At 67.6% G+C, this 16,777-nt stretch carries 17 protein-coding genes and 2 riboswitches; of the genes, 2 read left to right on the top strand and 15 right to left on the bottom strand.

Annotated elements, in window-relative coordinates:
* Positions 1-16: 16 nt before the first annotated feature.
* A riboswitch (cobalamin riboswitch) is annotated at positions 17-219 on the bottom strand.
* Positions 220-294: 75 nt separating this feature from the next.
* Positions 295-867: a histidine phosphatase family protein gene (locus tag IVB18_RS19280; protein ID WP_247990576.1), complete on the top strand. Its 573-nt coding sequence runs from the start codon at positions 295-297 to the stop codon at positions 865-867.
* Positions 868-873: 6 nt separating this feature from the next.
* Here the strand turns inward: IVB18_RS19280 and cobT are convergent, their stop codons facing one another.
* The 8 genes from cobT to cbiE form a co-directional block, all read right to left on the bottom strand.
* A complete protein-coding gene (gene cobT / locus IVB18_RS19275; protein WP_247990575.1) occupies positions 874-1,926 on the bottom strand; it encodes a nicotinate-nucleotide--dimethylbenzimidazole phosphoribosyltransferase in 1,053 nt (350 codons plus the stop codon).
* A 15-nt stretch (positions 1,927-1,941) separates the two neighbouring features.
* Positions 1,942-2,691, bottom strand: coding sequence for a precorrin-6A synthase (deacetylating) (cobF, locus tag IVB18_RS19270; protein WP_247990574.1), 750 nt, complete (start codon positions 2,689-2,691; stop codon positions 1,942-1,944).
* Positions 2,692-2,736: 45 nt separating this feature from the next.
* Complete coding sequence (locus tag IVB18_RS19265) at positions 2,737-3,414, bottom strand: energy-coupling factor ABC transporter permease (RefSeq protein WP_247990573.1); 678 nt, start codon at positions 3,412-3,414, stop codon at positions 2,737-2,739.
* A 36-nt stretch (positions 3,415-3,450) separates the two neighbouring features.
* Positions 3,451-3,671, bottom strand: a riboswitch (cobalamin riboswitch).
* A gap of 45 nt (positions 3,672-3,716) precedes the next feature.
* Positions 3,717-4,448: a uroporphyrinogen-III C-methyltransferase gene (cobA, locus tag IVB18_RS19260; RefSeq protein ID WP_247990572.1), complete on the bottom strand. Its 732-nt coding sequence runs from the start codon at positions 4,446-4,448 to the stop codon at positions 3,717-3,719.
* On the bottom strand, positions 4,445-5,755 hold the full coding sequence (locus IVB18_RS19255; protein WP_247990571.1) for a cobyrinate a,c-diamide synthase: 1,311 nt from the start codon (positions 5,753-5,755) through the stop codon (positions 4,445-4,447). The genes cobA and IVB18_RS19255 overlap by 4 nt, the downstream gene beginning before the upstream one ends.
* Positions 5,755-6,537 (bottom strand): precorrin-4 C(11)-methyltransferase, encoded by a 783-nt coding sequence (gene cobM, locus IVB18_RS19250; RefSeq protein WP_247990570.1) that lies wholly within the window; start codon positions 6,535-6,537, stop codon positions 5,755-5,757. The genes IVB18_RS19255 and cobM overlap by 1 nt, the downstream gene beginning before the upstream one ends.
* The gene (locus IVB18_RS19245) at positions 6,534-6,902 is read right to left on the bottom strand and encodes a cobalamin biosynthesis protein (RefSeq protein WP_247990569.1); all 369 of its coding nucleotides are present in this window, start codon (positions 6,900-6,902) and stop codon (positions 6,534-6,536) included. Before IVB18_RS19245 ends, cobM begins: the two co-directional genes overlap by 4 nt.
* A complete protein-coding gene (gene cbiE, locus IVB18_RS19240) occupies positions 6,899-8,080 on the bottom strand; it encodes a precorrin-6y C5,15-methyltransferase (decarboxylating) subunit CbiE (RefSeq protein ID WP_247990568.1) in 1,182 nt (393 codons plus the stop codon). The genes IVB18_RS19245 and cbiE overlap by 4 nt, the downstream gene beginning before the upstream one ends.
* On the opposite strand from cbiE, the gene IVB18_RS19235 reads away from it, so the two are divergent.
* Positions 8,079-8,825, top strand: coding sequence for a cobalt-precorrin-6A reductase (locus tag IVB18_RS19235; RefSeq protein WP_247990567.1), 747 nt, complete (start codon positions 8,079-8,081; stop codon positions 8,823-8,825). The two genes, cbiE and IVB18_RS19235, sit on opposite strands and share 2 nt — an antisense overlap.
* Here the strand turns inward: IVB18_RS19235 and cobJ are convergent.
* Genes cobJ through IVB18_RS19200 form a run of 7 tightly spaced genes read right to left on the bottom strand, consistent with a single transcriptional unit; the run spans position 8,801 to position 16,723 of the window.
* Positions 8,801-9,535 carry a precorrin-3B C(17)-methyltransferase gene (cobJ, locus tag IVB18_RS19230; protein WP_247990566.1) on the bottom strand — a complete coding sequence of 245 codons (735 nt, stop codon included), beginning with the start codon at positions 9,533-9,535 and terminating at the stop codon, positions 8,801-8,803. The two genes, IVB18_RS19235 and cobJ, sit on opposite strands and share 25 nt — an antisense overlap.
* The gene (locus IVB18_RS19225) at positions 9,532-10,263 is read right to left on the bottom strand and encodes a precorrin-2 C(20)-methyltransferase (protein WP_247990565.1); all 732 of its coding nucleotides are present in this window, start codon (positions 10,261-10,263) and stop codon (positions 9,532-9,534) included. Before IVB18_RS19225 ends, cobJ begins: the two co-directional genes overlap by 4 nt.
* Positions 10,264-10,265: 2 nt before the next feature.
* Positions 10,266-10,895: a precorrin-8X methylmutase gene (locus IVB18_RS19220; RefSeq protein WP_247990564.1), complete on the bottom strand. Its 630-nt coding sequence runs from the start codon at positions 10,893-10,895 to the stop codon at positions 10,266-10,268.
* Positions 10,895-12,058 carry a precorrin-3B synthase gene (gene cobG, locus IVB18_RS19215; RefSeq protein WP_247990563.1) on the bottom strand — a complete coding sequence of 388 codons (1,164 nt, stop codon included), beginning with the start codon at positions 12,056-12,058 and terminating at the stop codon, positions 10,895-10,897. Before cobG ends, IVB18_RS19220 begins: the two co-directional genes overlap by 1 nt.
* Positions 12,055-15,303 (bottom strand): cobaltochelatase subunit CobN, encoded by a 3,249-nt coding sequence (gene cobN, locus IVB18_RS19210; protein ID WP_247990562.1) that lies wholly within the window; start codon positions 15,301-15,303, stop codon positions 12,055-12,057. Before cobN ends, cobG begins: the two co-directional genes overlap by 4 nt.
* Complete coding sequence (cobW, locus tag IVB18_RS19205; RefSeq protein WP_247990561.1) at positions 15,303-16,352, bottom strand: cobalamin biosynthesis protein CobW; 1,050 nt, start codon at positions 16,350-16,352, stop codon at positions 15,303-15,305. The genes cobN and cobW overlap by 1 nt, the downstream gene beginning before the upstream one ends.
* Positions 16,349-16,723, bottom strand: coding sequence for a DUF1636 domain-containing protein (locus tag IVB18_RS19200; RefSeq protein ID WP_247990560.1), 375 nt, complete (start codon positions 16,721-16,723; stop codon positions 16,349-16,351). Before IVB18_RS19200 ends, cobW begins: the two co-directional genes overlap by 4 nt.
* Positions 16,724-16,777 lie beyond the last annotated feature (54 nt).

Here is a 16,777-nt window from a genome sequence, read left to right as displayed (position 1 = left end):
CCGACCGACATCTTCGCGTGTGACCACGGCTGACGGCAGGTCTCCTGGCTCGCGGGTCATCACCTTGCGTCGCCTTCCCGGGACCGAGATACCCAGTGGCTTGTGACGCAAGATTCGCCGCTTACAGTTGCGGGGGCAGCCGCGGCATTGGGGACAACGTCCCCGCACCGCATTCCCTTTTCATCCCCGGATGGGGAAACCGTCCTGACCATCTAGGATTACGATCAAGACAGAGTCAATGTACCTGTTGCGGCGTCTTTGCTACAGCGACCAACTTTCCCTGGAGATTTTCGCATGGAAGGCGAGACCTTCCTCTGGCTGATACGGCATGCGACCGTCGACGGCGTCGCGGGAACGATCCATGCGGCCGATGCTCCGGCCAATCTCGGCGATCGCGCGCAATTGGAGGCAGTGCGGCAGCACCTGCCGCGGGACGCGGTGAGCTATGCGAGCCCGTCACGGCGCACGGTCGAGACGGCGCGCGCGCTGGGGCTCGATCCGGTGCTCGTGGGTGAATTCAGCGAGCAGGATTTTGGTGACTGGACCGGCCGGCGGCACGACGAACTCGCCGCGACGGGCGGCGATGCCTATGCGCAGTTCTGGAGCGATCCGGCCCGCGCGCGGCCGCCGGGCGGTGAGAGCTTCGAGGATCAGGTCGCGCGCGTCCGGCTGGGCCTGTCGCGGATCGGGGCGGATTCGTCCACCCTCGTGGTCCATTCCGGCACGATCCGCGCCGCGCTGTGCATCGCGCTGGGTCTCGAGCCGCAAGCCGCCTTGCGCTTCGTGATTGATCCGCTCTCCCTCACCCGGATCGATCGGCTCGCGAGCGGCTGGCGCGTCGTCTCCGTCAATCACCGCGTGGCTTGAGCCTGATCAGACTGGCCGATCCGGCACATTGGCCTGCGCAAACGTCGCCATGTCATTGTGAAGGCTACAGGCCAGCCGCACCAGCGGCAGCGCGATCGCCGCGCCCGATCCCTCGCCGAGCCTGAGATCGAGGCTGATCAGCGGTTGGACGTTCAGGGCACGAAGCACCAGCCGATGCCCCTGCTCCGCCGATTGATGCGACGACAGCAGGAACGGCTGGCACGAGGGATTCAGCCGCACGGCCGCCAGCGCCGCGACCGATACGATGAAGCCGTCGATCAACACGGGAATGCGGCGCTGCGCAGCCGCAATGATCGCGCCGCAGATGGCTGCGATTTCGAGGCCGCCGATGGCGCACAGGATCTTTTCGGCCGAGGCACCGGCAACCCCATGACGCGCGATCGCGGCATCGATCACGCGCGCCTTGTGCGCCCGGCCGACCGCATCGATGCCGGTGCCGCTGCCTGCGATCTCCTCGGCGCGCAGGCCGAGCAGGCCCGCGGCTATCGCCGCTGATGTCGTGGTGTTGCCGATGCCCATCTCGCCAAAGATCAGCAGATCGGGCTGGGCGGCCTCCGCGCGCGCGACCGCGCGCTGGCCGGCTTCGAAGGCAACTGCCAGCTCCGCGGGCGCAAGCGCTGCCTCAACGCTGAAATCGCGCGTGCCGTTGCGCGGCTTGTCCGTGACGATATCGGCGACCTCCGATGGCGCCAGCGTGCCCGCGTCGACGACCTCCAGGCTCGAGCCAAGCTCGCGCGCCAGCACCGAGATCGCGGCGCCGCCCGAGGCAAAATTCGCCATCATCGCAATCGTTACCTCCTGCGGATAGGCCGACACGCCCTGCGCGACGATGCCGTGATCGCCGGCGAAGATGACGATCGGCACCCGCGCGGCACGGGGTTGCTCGGTTGCTTGCAGACCCGCAAGCTCGATCGCGAGTTGCTCGAGCCGGCCAAGCGCGCCGGTCGGCTTCGTCAGTTGCGCCTGCCGCGCGATCGCCGCCTCGCGATGGACCGCGGAGATATCTGGGCATTTCCGGTAGACCCATTCGGGGAGCATGCTGCCTCGCTTGCCTCACGGCCTGCGCTTGAGAATGTAGCTGTCCATGATCCAGCCGTGCCGCTCGCGCGCTTCCTGCCGCACGGCGACAATGTGCGGGCCGACCTCGGCAAGCGCGCCGGACATGACGATCTGATCAGGCATGCCGAGATAGGCGCCCCACCAGATGTGCAGCCCCGCCGGATCGAGCGACTGGAATGCGGTTTCGCCGTCGAGCATCACGACCACGGTGTCGGTGCCTTGCGGCCAACCGCCCTCGCGCAAGCGCCGCCCGGTCGTGACCAGGAACGGCTCGCCGATATCGTTGAGCGGCAGCGCGTGTGCCGCACAGAGCGCCTGGATCGATGTGATGCCGGGGATGACTTCGATCTTCGGCAACGGATCGAGCCGACGCGCAATGCGCAGCGAGGAGTCGTAGAGCGAGGGATCGCCCCAGATCAGCAGCGCGACCTTGCCCTCGCGCCCGAGATGGTTCGCGATCGTTTGCGACCAGGTCGCGGCGACTGCATCATGCCAATCGTCCACGCCCTTGCGGTAATCTGCCTCGCCCGCGTCGCGCACCGGAAGATCGAACTCGACGATGCCTGTCTTGTCGCTGGTGAGCACGTCCGCGCAGATCGTCCGTCGCAGATCGGCGAGATCGGATTTCGCAGTCCCCTTGCGCGGGATCAGGACGAGATCGGCAGCGTTGATGGCACGGATCGCGGCGCGCGTGAGCTGCTCGGGATCGCCGCAACCGATGCCTATCAGGGAGAGCGTGAGCATCTTACCTGCGAAGGGCGGCCGCAACGGCCGCCCATTCGCTTGTCTCTAGGCCGCGTTGTGCAAACGCGGGGTGACGAGGCCGGGCGCGGTAACCCCACGCAACGACTTCGCCAGCGCCAGTACCGCGAGATCAGCCAGCGGCTCGATCACGATAACGAGCGCATAGGACGCTGCGAAGGTTGCGATGTTGGCGAGGTTGGCCGCACCAAAGCCGGAACCATAGAGCGCCCAGAACGCCACCCAGGCGATGACGCCGGACTGATACGTGGTCGAGAGCGCCAGCGCCTGGCGATATTGCAGATCGACATAGGCGGTGTTGCGCGGAATGATCCGCGTGGCGATCGCCTGGATCGCGAACAGCGGCACCAGGATCGTGGTGACGTTCATGCCATATTGCGGCAGATCGGTCGGCACGAAGAACACGCCCTGGAGCAGCAGGCCGAGCGCGAGGCCGAAGGCCGCCGGTGCTGCGCCGAACAGCAGGAACAAGGTCGAGCCGAGGATGAAGTGCACTTCGGACACCCCGACCGGGTAGTGCGGCAGGATCTCGAAGAAGGTGAACACAAGGCCCGTGGTGGCGAGCGTCCGCGCCGCGAACGAACCGATGCCTTGCTCGCGCATCGTCTCGACCGCTAGTTTAAGGGCAACGCCGCCTGCGGCGATGCCCGTTGCATAACTCAACACGAGCTTGGCGCCCGTCACGACTCCGGGTTCGACATGCATGGCTCAAATCCTTCCTGCCGTCACACCCGACGGCCTTGACGTCAAAACACGCACGGCCGGTCTCCTGGCTCGCGGTTCACTGGGGTTCTCCGGCCTTCCCGAACCTTGCGGCCCAGTGGCGGATCGGAGTCCCTCACCGCTTACAGTCGCGGGGGCGGCTGGGGTTTGGGGCGCCGCAACTGGGTCCGCCCATCCCCATTCCCGATTATGCTCCGGCGCTTTGCGCCACGTCGAGCACCATGCGTCTCCTGTGTGCCCCTTTCGCAAGCCGGGCGTCAAGGGGCGACGGGCGGCCGAGGGCATCATGACGGATATTCTCCCGCGAGCGCGCCGAACAGGATGACAGCCGCCGTGGAGGCCGCGCCACCCCGCGCAAGCTGCTCGGCCAGTTCGGCGATGGTGGTGCGGACCAGCCGCTCGTCGGAACGCCCGAGGGATTCGGCGAACAGCGCCGGCGTGCTTGGGGCGAGCCCGTGCCCGATCAATTTTGCGGCAAGCGCCGGAAAGGTCCGCCGGCCCATATAGACCACGGTCGTCGCCTCCGGATCGGCCAGTGCCGCCCAATTCAGGTTCTGCGGCAGTTCGCCGGTGACATCGGCCCCGGTTACGAATTGCACCCGGCGTGAGGTGTGGCGCCGGGTCAGGGGAATGCCAGCTTGCGCGGCCGCAACGCAAGCCGAGGTGACGCCGGGAATGATCTCGTAGCCGATGCCGGCGTCGCGGAGCGTCTCGAGTTCCTCCTCGAGCCGCCCGAAAATGCCTGCATCGCCCGACTTCAGGCGCACGACGCGCAACCCGGTCGCGGCATAGTCGACCAGCAGGCGGTTGACATGGTGCTGCTTGGTCGAGGGCCGCCCGGCCCTTTTCCCCACCGCGACGAGATTGGCGCCGGGCCGTGCCAGATCCAGGATCGCGCCGGATGCGAGGTCATCATAAAGCACGACGTCGGCCTGGCGCAGGCGTGCCGCGCCTTTGAGCGTGAGAAGCTCGGGGTCGCCGGGACCGGCGGAGATGAAAGTGACAAAACCGCTCACCGGTCCTCCGCGATCAGATGGAAGAACGTGCCGGTGGCTTGGCCGCGCCGCGAGCCGGTCTCGGCGATGACCGCACCGGTCGCGTCGTGCACGACCGCTAGCGGCGTATCCGGCTGCGCGACGATGGTCGAATAGTGAAACTCGTGGCCGCGCAGGCGCGCACCGGCCTGATGTCCCGGCATCGGCGCGGCGAGTTCGGCCAGACGGTAGCCCAGATGCATGCGGCGTTTGGCAAAGCTCGTCTCCAGGCCGAGCAGACCCGTCATCTCATGGTGTATGCCGTCGGCATCGGTGAGGCCTGCACCCAGCACCATATAACCTCCGCACTCGCCGTGCACCGGGCGCGTTTCGGCGAAGGCGCGTAGGCCGCCACGAAAGTGCGCATTGGCGGCAATCTTCCCTGCGTGAAGCTCGGGATAGCCGCCGGGCAGCCAGCAGACGTCGGCGCTCGCGTCGGGCGTTTCGTCGGCGAGCGGTGAGAACGGCAGGATTTCGGCGCCGGCTGCACGCCAGGCTTCCAGCATGTGCGGGTAGACGAATGAGAACGCGGCATCACGGGCGAGCGCGATGCGCTGCCCGGGCGGCGTCACGTTCAGGCCCTTCACCGCAGGCTCCGGCGACCAGGCCGCGGCCGATCGCAGCACGGCATCGAGATCGACATGCTCGGCGACGAAGCGCGCGGCCTCGTCGATCAGGCCGCCGATCTCGGCCTGCTCCTCGGCCTGCACCAGGCCGAGATGCCGCTTCGGCAGGCTGATCTCGGCATGACGTGGCAGCGCGCCGAACACGGCAATGCCTGCGTCCGCGAGCGCCCGCCGCACCAGATCTTCGTGGCGCGGGCTTGCGACGCGGTTGAGCACGACGCCGGCAAGACGCAGGCCGGCGCGATAGTCGCGAAGGCCGGCGGCAATGGCCGCAGCTGTCTGCGCCTGCCCGGAGGGATCGATCACCAGCAGCACCGGCCAGCCCAGCATCTCCGCAATGTCGGCGGTGGCACCGGTACCACAGACGCCGCGCGCGGCGACGCCGTCGAACAGGCCCATCGAGCCTTCGGCGAGCACGACATCGGCATCGGTGCCGCGGCCGACGAGATGCACGATCGTCGCGCGGTCCATCGCCCAGCTGTCGACGTTGACGGAGGCGCGCCCTGTGGCAGCGGCGTGGAAGGCGGGATCGATATAGTCAGGCCCGCTCTTGAAGCATTGCACCTTCAGTCCGCGATTACGCCATGCGCGCGCGAGCGCCAGCGTCAGCGTCGTCTTGCCGACGCCGGAGGCCGGCGCGGAGATGACGAGGCTTGCGGCCATCACGACGCCTCCGGAAAGCGCGGCTCGGGGCCAACCGGCCGATAGCGGCGATCGTAGTCGGCGGCGTAGAGGCGGCTCTCGGAAAAATCCGCCGCGCCCAGCGTCTTGCCGACCAGGATGAGAGCGGTACGTTCGAGCTCGGCACCAACCGCAGCATCGAGAGTTGCAAGCGTCGCGCGGACGATGCGCTGATCCGGCCAGCTCGCGCGCCAGACGATGGCGACTGGACAGTCCGCGCCGTAATGCGGCGTGAGCTCCGCAACGACCTTGTCGAGCAGATGGATCGACAGGTGGATGGCGAGCACCGCACCGGTCGCAGCAAATGCACCGAGCTTCTCGCCTTCCGGCATCGCGCTGGCGCGGCCCGGCGTGCGCGTCAGCACCACGGTCTGTGCGAGGCCGGGCAGTGTCAGCTCGGCTTCGAGTGCCGCGGCGGCGGCCGAGAAGGCCGGCACGCCCGGCGTCACGGTGCAAGGAATGCCGAGCGCGCGCAGGCGGCGCAGTTGCTCACCCATCGCCGACCAGATCGAGAGATCGCCGGAATGCAGCCGCGCGACGTCTTTACCTACCGCATGCGCAGCGGCAATCTCGGCAACGATCTCGTCGAGCGACAGCGGCGCGGTGTTGACGATCCGCGCGCCGGGCGGGCAATGCGCCAACACGCCTTCCGGCACGAGCGAGCCGGCATAGAGGCAGACCGGACAGGCGGCGATCAGATCGCGGCCGCGCAACGTGAGCAAATCGGGAGCCCCCGGCCCTGCACCGATGAAGTGCACCGTCATGCGTCGTCTCCTTCCGCGATCGCCGCAGTCGCGGTCCGATCCTGCGAGACCGTCCGCGTCGCAATCAACCGGGCGCGAGGACCGGCCGCCGCAAGTGCAGCAGCTTCGGCAACAGATCCTGTGCCGAACTTTTCGACGATGAGCTCTGACCGGGTCGGCGTCGTGATGCCTGCGAGCACATCGTGCGGAACAGCCTTGATCGGCACGCCGCATTCGCGCGCCAGAAGTTTCAGCGCCTCGGCGTCGGCCTTGTCGCTGACCGTTGCCACCGCCGCGAGGCCTGCGGGACCGCCAGCCGCCAGAAGCGCCTCGCGCAACGACGCTAAGGTGACATCGCGCTTGAACCCGAGCCCGGCGACCTTCATCGGACTGTACTCCACTGCACCACCGGCCGCGCCGCCTCCCAGGACCGATAGCGGCCGAGCGGACCGGCATGGGAGATCTCGACCCGCATCAGCTCGCCGCCGTGGCGCTGATGCAGCTCGCCGAGCACCGCTTCCGTTTCCAGCGTCACCGCATGCGCAACCAGCCGCGTACCCGGCGCGATGCGCGACCAGACCGCATCGAACATCGCAATGTCGAGGCCGCCGCCGATGAAGACGGCATCCGGCGCTTCCAGCCTCGCGAGAGATTCGGGCGCTTTCCCTGCGATGACGGTGATCCGATGCGCTAATCCGAACTCGGCAGCATTGCTGCGGATGTTGGCGGCGCGATCCTCGCGCGCCTCGACGGCGATCGCCGTCCCGCCGCACAATGCCCACTCCACCGAAATCGAGCCTGAACCCGCGCCGATGTCCCATAGCCTCTTGCCGGGAGAGGGCGCCAGTGTCGAGAGCGCCAACGCGCGCACCGGCCGCTTGGTGATCTGGCCGTCGTGAGCGAAGAGATCGTCCGGCAGGCCCGAGCTGCGAGACAAACCGTGCGCCCCCTTCGCCTCCAGCGCCACCGCGACCAGCTTTCCGGCGGAAGCGCGCGTATAGCTCTCAGCGCGACACTCACCGACGCTTTCATGTGGCCCGCCAAGCGCGGCGAGAGTCCAGAATGCCGAGGCGCCCCATCTGCGCTCGGTCAGCCATCTCGCGAGATCGCCGGCAGCCTTGCCATCGCGCACCAGACAAATGATCCGCGCGCCATGCGCGAGATGCGGCACAAGGCGCTCGAATGGCGCGGCGTGAAGACCCACGCACACGACGGATTCGAGCCGCCAGCCCAGCCGCGCGGCGGCAAGCGAGAAGGTCGACGGCGCGGAATGCGCAATCCACTCGCCGGCATCGAGCTTCTCGGCCAGGCTTGCGCCGACGCCATACCAAAACGGATCGCCGGAGGCGAGCACCGCGGTCGGCCGGCCGCGGCAGCTCAGCACGGCATCTGCATCGAATGGCACCGGCCACGCGCGGCCGCGACTGGTCACGCCCGCCAGCACGAGATGACGCTCGCCGCCGAATATCGTTTCTGCATTGGCAAGCGCCTTTCGGCTTGCTTCCGACAGCCCTGCGAGTCCATCTTCGCCGATGCCGATGATAGTCAGCCAGGGATCAGCCATGACGCGCGCCCTCATTCTGGGCGGAACAGCCGATGCGAGCCTGCTCGCGGCGGCAATCGCGCGCGCGGGCATCGCGGCCGTCTATTCCTATGGCGGCCGCACCCGTGCGCCCGCCGATCAGCCGCTGCCGACCCGGATTGGCGGCTTCGGCGGCGTGGTCGGGCTTGCCGACTACATTCATCGCGAAGCCATCACGCATGTGATCGATGCGACGCATCCCTTTGCCGCCGAGATAAGCCGCAACGCGGTTGCGGCTTGCGCGGAAACCGGGACGCCACTGATTGCACTGGAGCGAGCGCCTTGGGACAAGTCGCCCGTCGACAACTGGATCGAGGTCGCTGACGTCAACGCTGCGGTCGCTGCTCTTCCCGAATCCCCGGCGCGCGTCTTCCTCGCTATCGGGCGCCAGCACATTGCGCCATTCGCGACCAGGCCGCAGCACACCTACACGCTGAGATTCGTCGATCCACCGGAAGCGCCCCTGCCCTTCGCGGCTGACGTAATCGTGTCGCGCGGACCGTTCACGCTTGATCGCGAGTTGGAGATGATGCGCGCGCGAGGCATCGCGTGGATCGTCGCCCGCAATTCCGGCGGCGATGGCGCGCGCGCCAAGATCGACGCCGCCCGTGCGCTGGGCCTGCCCGTGATCATGATCTCGCGGCCGGAACTGCCCGAGCGACAGCGGATCGAAAGCGTAGCCGGAATCATGCAATGGCTCGGTCATCGGATCTGCCTCGGCGCATAGACCCAGCGGCCAACGCGGCGCGTCTGCGAGTTGCCGACGATCACGAGCGTGCGCATATCGGCCATCTCGGGCCGCGCGTCGTTCAGTGTCACCGTTTCGATCCGCTCGTCGGGCGCGCTCACCGCGCGCGCAAAGATCACGAGGCGTTCGCCGCAGCCGGCTTCTTTCAGCACGGCAAGCGCGCGGCCAAATCCCTCCGGCCGGCTTGTCGAGCGCGGATTGTACATCGCGATGGCAAAATCGGCTTCCGCCGCCAGCCGCAGGCGCTTCTCGATCACCGCCCACGGCTTGAGATTGTCCGAGAGATTGATCGCGCAGAAATCATGGCCGAGCGGCGCACCGGCGCGCGCGGCAGCAGCCAGCATCGCGGTAATGCCGGGTAGCACACGGATCGGAAGCTCCCGCCATTGCGGCGCCTGTTCGAGCGCCTCGAACACGGCGGACGCCATCGCGAACACGCCGGGGTCCCCCGAGGACACGACGACAACTTGCCCGCCTTCGGCGGCAAGCCGCAAGGCTTCGCTAGCGCGCTGCAACTCCTCGCGGTTGTCGGACGGACGGAGGTTAAGCCCCACCCGCGGCGGCACGCGCGCGACATAGGGCGCATAACCCAGAATGTCGGTCGCAGCCGCGAGTGCGGCAGAGACCTCAGGCGTCACCAGTGTGTCGCTGCCCGGCCCAAGGCCTGCGATGGTCAGCGTGCCCGTCATTCGGCGGCGTCCAGATGCCGGCCCTTGCCGTGCACGAGCACGATCGCGAAATAGGGACACTCGGCGGCATCGATATCTGCGAGCCGCACCACACGCTCGCCCGGCATGGTGCCGCGCTCGACCAGCCAGGCATCGTCTAGCCTTCCGGCGGCAGCGAGCGCGCGGCGCACTTTCTCAAGATTGCGGCCGGTCTTCATGATGACGAGCGCATCGGAATCGCGCATGCGCCGTTCGAGTTGTTTCTCGTCCAACGTGCCCATCAACACCGTCGTGACGTCGTCGCCAAGCGCGATCGGCTGCCCGACCGCATTCCAGCAGCCGGCCATGCCGGGAATGCCGGCGATCACCTCGAGTTCGACGCGGCCTTGCAGGCGCGCGTGCAGATGCATGAAGGAGCCGTAGAAATAGGGATCGCCCTCGCAGAGCACGATGACATCAACCGCGCGCGCCAGCCGTGCCAGGCGCTCCGCCCACTCGTCGTAGAAGCCGGCGAGCAGGCGGACATAGTCGGGACTGTCGAAGGCGATCTCCGTGGTGACCGGATATTCCATCGGATATTCGGTGACGTCGCCTGCGAGCATGCCTTCGACGATGCGGCGCGCCTGGCCCGGCCTGCCCTTCTTGCGGAAATAAGCGACGTGCTTTGCGCCACGCACCGTCCGGTCCGCGCGCACGCTCATCAGGTCGGGATCACCGGGGCCGAGACCGCAGCAGATGATGCGTCCCATCGCTATTCGCTCCGGCTCGCCAGCGCGTTGACGGCGGCAACGGTGATCGCGGAGCCGCCGAGACGTCCCTCGACCGTCAGCGCCGGCACCGGCGGATCGGCCATCAGCGCGGCCTTGGATTCGGCGGCACCGACAAAGCCGACGGGGCAACCGATCACCGCCGCCGGCCGCGGGCAGTTGCCGTCCTCAAGCATGTTGAGGAGATGAAACAGCGCGGTCGGCGCGTTGCCGATCGCAACGATTGCGCCGTCGAGATGCGGCCGCCACAACTCCAGCGCTGCGGCCGAGCGCGTGTTGCGCATGGATTGCGCAAGCGCAGGAACGGCCGCGTCGCCGAGCGTACAGATGACGGCGTTGCCGGACGGCAACCGCGCGCGCGTAATTCCCTCCGAGACCATGCGTGCATCACACAGGATCGGCGCGCCTCTCTGCAGTGCGTCGCGCGCAGCGGTCGCCATGCCGGGCGTGAAGCGGATATGCGCCTCCAGGCCCACCAGGCCGGCGGCATGGATCATCCGGACCACGACCTGCTCCTCGTCGGGCGTGAAGCGCGACAGATCAGCTTCGGCCCGGATGGTCGCGAAGGACTGCCGGTAGATCGCGGCGCCATCGGTCTCGTAGACGTGCGGCATCAGTGCCCTCCCACAAGGATAGAGGGATCGCTGACGATGTCGGCGCCGTTCAGGCCGCGCAACACCGGCTCATCGCGCGTCGAGCCGTCGCGGACGAGATCGAAGCCGCCGCTGGTCGCGACCAACGTCACCGCAGACGCCCCGGAACGAGCACAGCCCTTGGCGCAACCGGAAACGTGCAGCCGCGTATCGGCGGTGATGCGCGGCGCAAGTGCTGCCGCCAGCGCCCGCGCGTCGGCATGCGCCTCGCGGCAGCGCGGGGCGCCGCTACAGGCGATGACGCGCAACGCGGGATCGTAAGGCTCCGTGATGAGGCCTGCCACCCTCGGCATCTCCCGCTTGCCCTCGCTCAGAACCATCCGCCATGGCGTCATGCGCAGCGCATGTCCGCAACCCGCGAATTGATGGAGCGTCGAGTGCAGCATCTGTCCGAACGCGACGCCAACCATTGCCCCCTGCGGGTAATGCCCGGGCCGCAACGCGGCCATCACCGGGGCAGGCTCGGTCTCAGCGCGCAAGCTCTCAGGCAATGCCGCGCCAGCCGCAATGTGGGCCGCCATGCGCCCTCGCCCGCCCTTGGCTCCTCCGGAGACGATGAACCAGTTTGCGAGCGCGAGCGCCGCGCTCACCGCCTCTCCGCGTGCGACGGAGCGGCCGAGCCTCGCGCCATCAGCCCGCACCAGAAGCCGGCCTCCGCGATCGCGCTCAATGCGTACGTCAGCGGAATCGCCGGCCAGCACGCGCGACTTTCCGTCATCGATGGCGAAGCCGAATTTGGTCGGAAGCGCCAGCGCGCTATCAGCAAGCGCTTCTTCGAGCTCCGCGGCAAGTGACTGGGTTTCGTCGCCGCCGATCCAGAACGGCGTCACCAGGATGTTGCGCCGGGCTTCGGTATCAGCGTCGTGGTCAAGCAGCCCCAGATGCGCAAGTCCGTCGAGCAAGAGCCGATGGCCCTGTTCGTCGACACCCCTGATCTGGAGATTCGCGCGGCTCGTCACATCAAGGAGGCCGTTGCCGAAGCGTTCAGCCAGCTCAGCAAGTCCGGCAACCTGGGTTGCTTCAAGACGCCCGCCGAAAGGACGCACCCGGACGACGAGCCCATCGCCCGATTGCATCGGCCGCAGCGCGCCGGGACACCAGCCCTTGACCGCAATTGCACTCATGACGCCTCCCGGAGCCGAGCGGCAATCGAATTGCGGCGGGTTTGCCAGAGAGAGGCCTCATGCAGTCGTGTGAAGCAGATTTCCATCGCGGCGAGCGCCGCCGGATTATCGCGTCCCATGAAGGCGCGGACGTCGTCATTGCCCAGCGTCGCATCGTAGTAGAGATCAAAGAGATGCGGCGGGACGGCGCCGGCCAGATGGGCGAAGGCGGCCATGTGCTCGAGCGTCGCGGTGATCTCGGCGGCCCCACGAAACCCGTGGCGCATCATGCCGGCGATCCAGTCAGGATTGGCCGCGCGCGCGCGAACGACACGCGAAATCTCTTCCGTCAGCGTTCGCGCATGCGGCTGGTCCGGCCGCGTCGCATCGAGATGATAGAGCGACGGTGCGGCTGCGCCGAGATGTGCCGCAGCAGCCGCGACGCCGGCCTCATGCGCGGCGTAGTCGGCGGCGAGCAGCAGATCCGTTTCAGGCAAATCCTGGACATGGACGAAAGCGTCGGCAGATGCGAGCCGCGATTCGATGCCGGCACGATCGGGCTTGATCGCGCCGTCGGCGGAGAATGCCCAGGACGATGCCGACAGCCAGGCTTCGCCGGCCGCTTCGCGCGTATCGGGTGTGAAGGCATCCGGGATCGCCGACAGGCCAACGCCGTATTGTCCGGGACGCGGCGCGAACACCCGGGACGCGCGATGACGGTACGGATTCTCGTCGCCCTCATCCTCGCGCGTCGATAGCGCCTCGGCCGCCGCCTCGAACAATTGCGCAAGGCCGGAGAAGACATCACGGAACAGGCCCGACACGCGCAGCGTAACGTCGATGCGGGGGCGGCCGAGTTCGGCCGGCGCGACGATGTCGTAACCGGTCACACGCCCCGAGGCGTGATCCCAGCGCGGCGCGAGGCCGGCCAGATGCAGCGCCATGGCAAACTCTTCGCCTGCGGTGCGCATGGTCGCCGAGCCCCAGAGGTCGATCACGAGGCCTTTCGGCCAGTCGCCGTGATCCTGCAAGTGGCGGCGCAACAACTCTTCCGCGAGCTCGATTCCCTGCGCATGCGCCGATGGCGTCGGCACGGCGCGCGGATCGACCGCAAAGAGATTGCGTCCCGTGGGCAGCACATCACGGCGCCCGCGATAGGGCGAACCTGACGGCCCTGGCGCGACGCGCCGGCCCGCGAGCGCGGCACGCAGAGCGTCGCGCTCCGCCTCGCCGCAGGCGCCGCGGCCGAACACGTGCAGGCCGTCGCCGAACTGGCTTTCCTTGAGGTCGCAGACGAAGCGATCGATCCGCGGGATGGCTTCAACCGGCGCGGCCGATGCATCGAGGCCGAGATCGCCCTCCAACCCCGCTACGCGCGCCTCGTCGCGGATCGCGGCGATCAGGCGCAGGCGACGTGCGGGATCGAGGCCGTCGGCGGTCGAATATTCGTCGAGGAGCTGTTCGAGCCGGCGCAAGCCTTCAGGCACGGCGGAGGCTGCAAGTGGCGGCGGCAGATGGCCGATCGTGACGGCAGAGGTCCGCCGCTTGGCCTGCGCGGCCTCGCCGGGATCGTTGACGATGAAGGGATAGATCACCGGCAACTCGCCAGTCAGCGCTTCCGGCCAGCAGCTCGATGACAGCGCCACGGATTTTCCGGGCAGCCATTCCAGCGTGCCATGCGCGCCCATGTGGACGACGGCGTCGATGCCCTGCCCTCGGAGCCAGAGATAGAAGGCCACGTAAGCGTGGCGCGGCGTGCGGGCGAGATCGTGATAGTCGGCATCGCGCATGGCCGTGTCGCCGCGCTCAGGCTGGACGGCCACGAGCGACTTGCCACATCGGATCGCAGCGAACTGGAACGCGCCGTCGCGGTAATTCGGATCATCCTCCGGCGTGCCCCAGGCTTGCGCGAGATCGTCCTGCAACGCTTGTGGAAGACGCGACAGCGCCGCGCGATAATCGGCGACGCTCCAGGTCAATTGCTGCTTCAGCATCGTCTCGCCGAGCGCATGGACCGGCGCAACATCGAAACCGGCTTCAGCGCAGTCAGACAGCAGTGCTTCGACCGAGGCCAGCGCATCGAGACCAACCGCATGCGCGATCTGGTGCGGGCGTCCCGGATAGTTCGAGAGCACAATCGCCAGCCGCTTTTCACCGGCTGGCTTCTCCGCGAGCCGCCGCCACGCCGCAACGCGCGCAGCGACGGCCTTCACGCGCTCTTCATCCGGGCGATGAGCAAGATGCGAGAATTGCAGATCGGGATCACGCTCGGCGGCCGATTTGAAGCTCACCACGCCCGCGAACAGGCGGCCGTCGACCTCCGGCAGCACCACATGCATCGCGAGATCGCCGGGCGAAAGGCCGCGCAGCGACTCCGTCCAGTCCTCGCGCCGTGCGGTCGAGAGCGCGACCTGAAACACGGGGCACTGAACGGCATCGAACGGCGTCGCGCCGTCGTCGCCGATCGCGGAGAACGCCGTTGCATTGACGATCACGGCGGGAGGCGTTTGCTCAAGATAAGCTTGCAGCCAATCCGTGACGCCGGCGGCCTTCAGCGACGTGACGAACACGCCGTAAGCATCGAAGCCCCTCCCGCGCAGCGCTGCGATCAAGGCGTCGACCGGACCGGTATCGGCAGCAGTGAGATACGAGCGATAGAAGGTCACAAGCGCGCTTGGCTTCCCCTCGCTCGCCGCGGGCGCTGCGACCACACCGCGTGCGGGATCGTAAAAACCCATCTCCGGAACCGTCATCTCGCCGACGACCGGCCCGGCATAGAGCCCTGAGGCCAGCGCGAGCTGCGCGATCGCGGCTTGGGCCGCGACCGGGCCGCCGGTGTCGCAGAGCACCTTGAGCCGCCGCAGCGTCGAGACCGGCAAGGTCGAGTACGCGTCTAACCGCGTGTCGTCACGACCATCTGCCGGCAGCACAGCCAGCACGATGTTACGGTCCTTCGCCAGTTGATGGAGGGCCGCGAGCCCGTAGGCCCAGTAGGACTCGCCGCCGATCAGGCGCACCAGAATGCCGCGCGCCTGCGAAAGGGTGCGCTCGATATAGGTATCGACCGAGAGCGGATGACGCAGTTCCGCAAGGTTCGCCAGCCGCAGCGAGGGCAGGCAGTCGCGGCCGCGCCGCCAGCCGGCCGCGAAGGCCGCCAAATCAGAATCTGAGAACGAGAGCACCACGAGATCGGCCGGATCCTGGCCGATGTCCCTTGGCGTCGCGGTCTCCTCGAGACCGCGGCTCTCGCGGAAGACGACGTGCATCAGATACCAAGTCCTGAGATCCCAAGTCCCGCCTTGATCGCGGCCTCGTCGATATCGCCGTGCTCGCCGATCACGACGAGCTTTGATTGCCGCGCGCCGACGCCCCAGGGCTTGTCGAATTGGTGCCGCACCCGCTCGCCGACCGCCTGGAGCAGCAGGCGCATCGGCTTGCCGGCCACCGCGATATAACCCTTGGCGCGCAGCACGTTCTGCTCGCGTGCGAGACGCTGGACCGATGCGACCAGCGCGTCGACATCCGCAACTTCCGGAAGATCAATCACCACGGAGGCAAAGTCGTCATGCTCGTGATCCTCCTCGCCGTCATGATGCGAGGGACGCGCGGCGAGATCATTCTCCGCGGCAGCACCCAGGCCCAGAATGAGGCGCGCGTCGATCGCGCCGTCGGTGACCGGCAGCATCGGTACGCGCCGCGGCATCTCGGCGGTGATGGCAGCCTTTGCCGCTTCGAGCCCCGCCGCGCCGGCAAGATCGGCCTTGGTCAGGAGCACGATGTCGGCGCAGGCGATCTGATCCTCGAACACTTCCGACAACGGCGTCTCGTGATCGAGATTTTTGTCCGCTGCCCGCTGCGCTTCGACCGCGTCCGGGTCCGGCGCGAAGCGGCCGGCGGCCACAGCCTCGGCATCGGCGAGCGCGATCACGCCGTCGACCGTAATGCGCGAGCGGATTTCGGGCCAATCAAATGCCTTGAGCAGCGGCTTTGGCAGCGCCAGACCCGAGGTCTCGATCAGGATGTGGTCGGGCCTCACGGGCCGCGACAGCAACTTCTCCATGGTCGGAATGAAATCATCCGCGACGGTGCAGCAGATGCAGCCATTGGCGAGCTCGACGATGTTTTCTTCCGGGCAATTGGCATCGGCGCAGGACTTCAGGATCTCGCCATCGACGCCCTCGCTGCCGAACTCGTTGACGAGCACCGCGAGCTTCTTGCCGTTGGCGTTGGCGAGGAGATGCTGGATCAGCGTCGTCTTGCCGGACCCCAGGAAACCGGTGACGACCGTGACCGGGACTTTTGCGAGCGAATTCATTCGGCGGCCTCCGGCACGACGGCAATGGGGGGAATGCGGGCAAGCGATTGCTTGCGGAATATCTCCGGGCGGCTGCGCCAGGGCACGATGCCGTCGGGCGCGCCGGCGTAGGCCGCAGCACCAGCGATCACGTCGCCCGCATGGGCCTCCGACAGGCGGCCATAGACATAGGACCAGCGGCCGGGCGCGCTCAGCGCAACGGAGCAGCCCTGGCTGCACGCCGACAGGCATTCGACGGGAACAACGGTGACGCCCTCAGGCACGCCGGCGTCGAGGATCGCGCCATGCAGCCGCGCGCCGGGCGCGACCTCGCCCTCCGCGAGCGTCTGGCCGGCACGGCAGGTGATGCAGACATGAAGTGTGACGGTCATCGCCCTTCCAGGATAAACAACGGGAGGCGATGAGGCGCACGAACCCTGACTTGC

This window comes from Bradyrhizobium sp. 186, from assembly GCF_023101685.1.
GTDB lineage: Bacteria > Pseudomonadota > Alphaproteobacteria > Rhizobiales > Xanthobacteraceae > Bradyrhizobium.
Note: the sequence above shows the minus strand (reverse complement) of the source record. Positions and strands in the feature narration are given on the sequence as shown.

Excerpts from the sequence above, each read along its gene's own strand:
- cobN (WP_247990562.1), bottom strand. The coding sequence starts at position 15,303 with ATGCACGTCGTCTTCCGCGAGAGCCGCGGTCTCGAGGAGACCGCGACG.
- IVB18_RS19255 (WP_247990571.1), bottom strand. The coding sequence starts at position 5,755 with ATGGCCGCAAGCCTCGTCATCTCCGCGCCGGCCTCCGGCGTCGGCAAG.
- IVB18_RS19245 (WP_247990569.1), bottom strand. The coding sequence starts at position 6,902 with ATGAAGGTCGCCGGGCTCGGGTTCAAGCGCGATGTCACCTTAGCGTCG.
- cobM (WP_247990570.1), bottom strand. The coding sequence starts at position 6,537 with ATGACGGTGCACTTCATCGGTGCAGGGCCGGGGGCTCCCGATTTGCTC.
- IVB18_RS19225 (WP_247990565.1), bottom strand. The coding sequence starts at position 10,263 with ATGGGACGCATCATCTGCTGCGGTCTCGGCCCCGGTGATCCCGACCTG.
- IVB18_RS19235 (WP_247990567.1), top strand. The coding sequence starts at position 8,079 with ATGACGCGCGCCCTCATTCTGGGCGGAACAGCCGATGCGAGCCTGCTC.
- IVB18_RS19220 (WP_247990564.1), bottom strand. The coding sequence starts at position 10,895 with ATGCCGCACGTCTACGAGACCGATGGCGCCGCGATCTACCGGCAGTCC.
- cobW (WP_247990561.1), bottom strand. The coding sequence starts at position 16,352 with ATGAATTCGCTCGCAAAAGTCCCGGTCACGGTCGTCACCGGTTTCCTG.
- cobT (WP_247990575.1), bottom strand. The coding sequence starts at position 1,926 with ATGCTCCCCGAATGGGTCTACCGGAAATGCCCAGATATCTCCGCGGTC.
- cobG (WP_247990563.1), bottom strand. The coding sequence starts at position 12,058 with ATGAGTGCAATTGCGGTCAAGGGCTGGTGTCCCGGCGCGCTGCGGCCG.
- IVB18_RS19265 (WP_247990573.1), bottom strand. The coding sequence starts at position 3,414 with ATGCATGTCGAACCCGGAGTCGTGACGGGCGCCAAGCTCGTGTTGAGT.
- cobF (WP_247990574.1), bottom strand. The coding sequence starts at position 2,691 with ATGCTCACGCTCTCCCTGATAGGCATCGGTTGCGGCGATCCCGAGCAG.
- cobJ (WP_247990566.1), bottom strand. The coding sequence starts at position 9,535 with ATGACGGGCACGCTGACCATCGCAGGCCTTGGGCCGGGCAGCGACACA.
- IVB18_RS19200 (WP_247990560.1), bottom strand. The coding sequence starts at position 16,723 with ATGACCGTCACACTTCATGTCTGCATCACCTGCCGTGCCGGCCAGACG.
- cbiE (WP_247990568.1), bottom strand. The coding sequence starts at position 8,080 with ATGGCTGATCCCTGGCTGACTATCATCGGCATCGGCGAAGATGGACTC.
- IVB18_RS19280 (WP_247990576.1), top strand. The coding sequence starts at position 295 with ATGGAAGGCGAGACCTTCCTCTGGCTGATACGGCATGCGACCGTCGAC.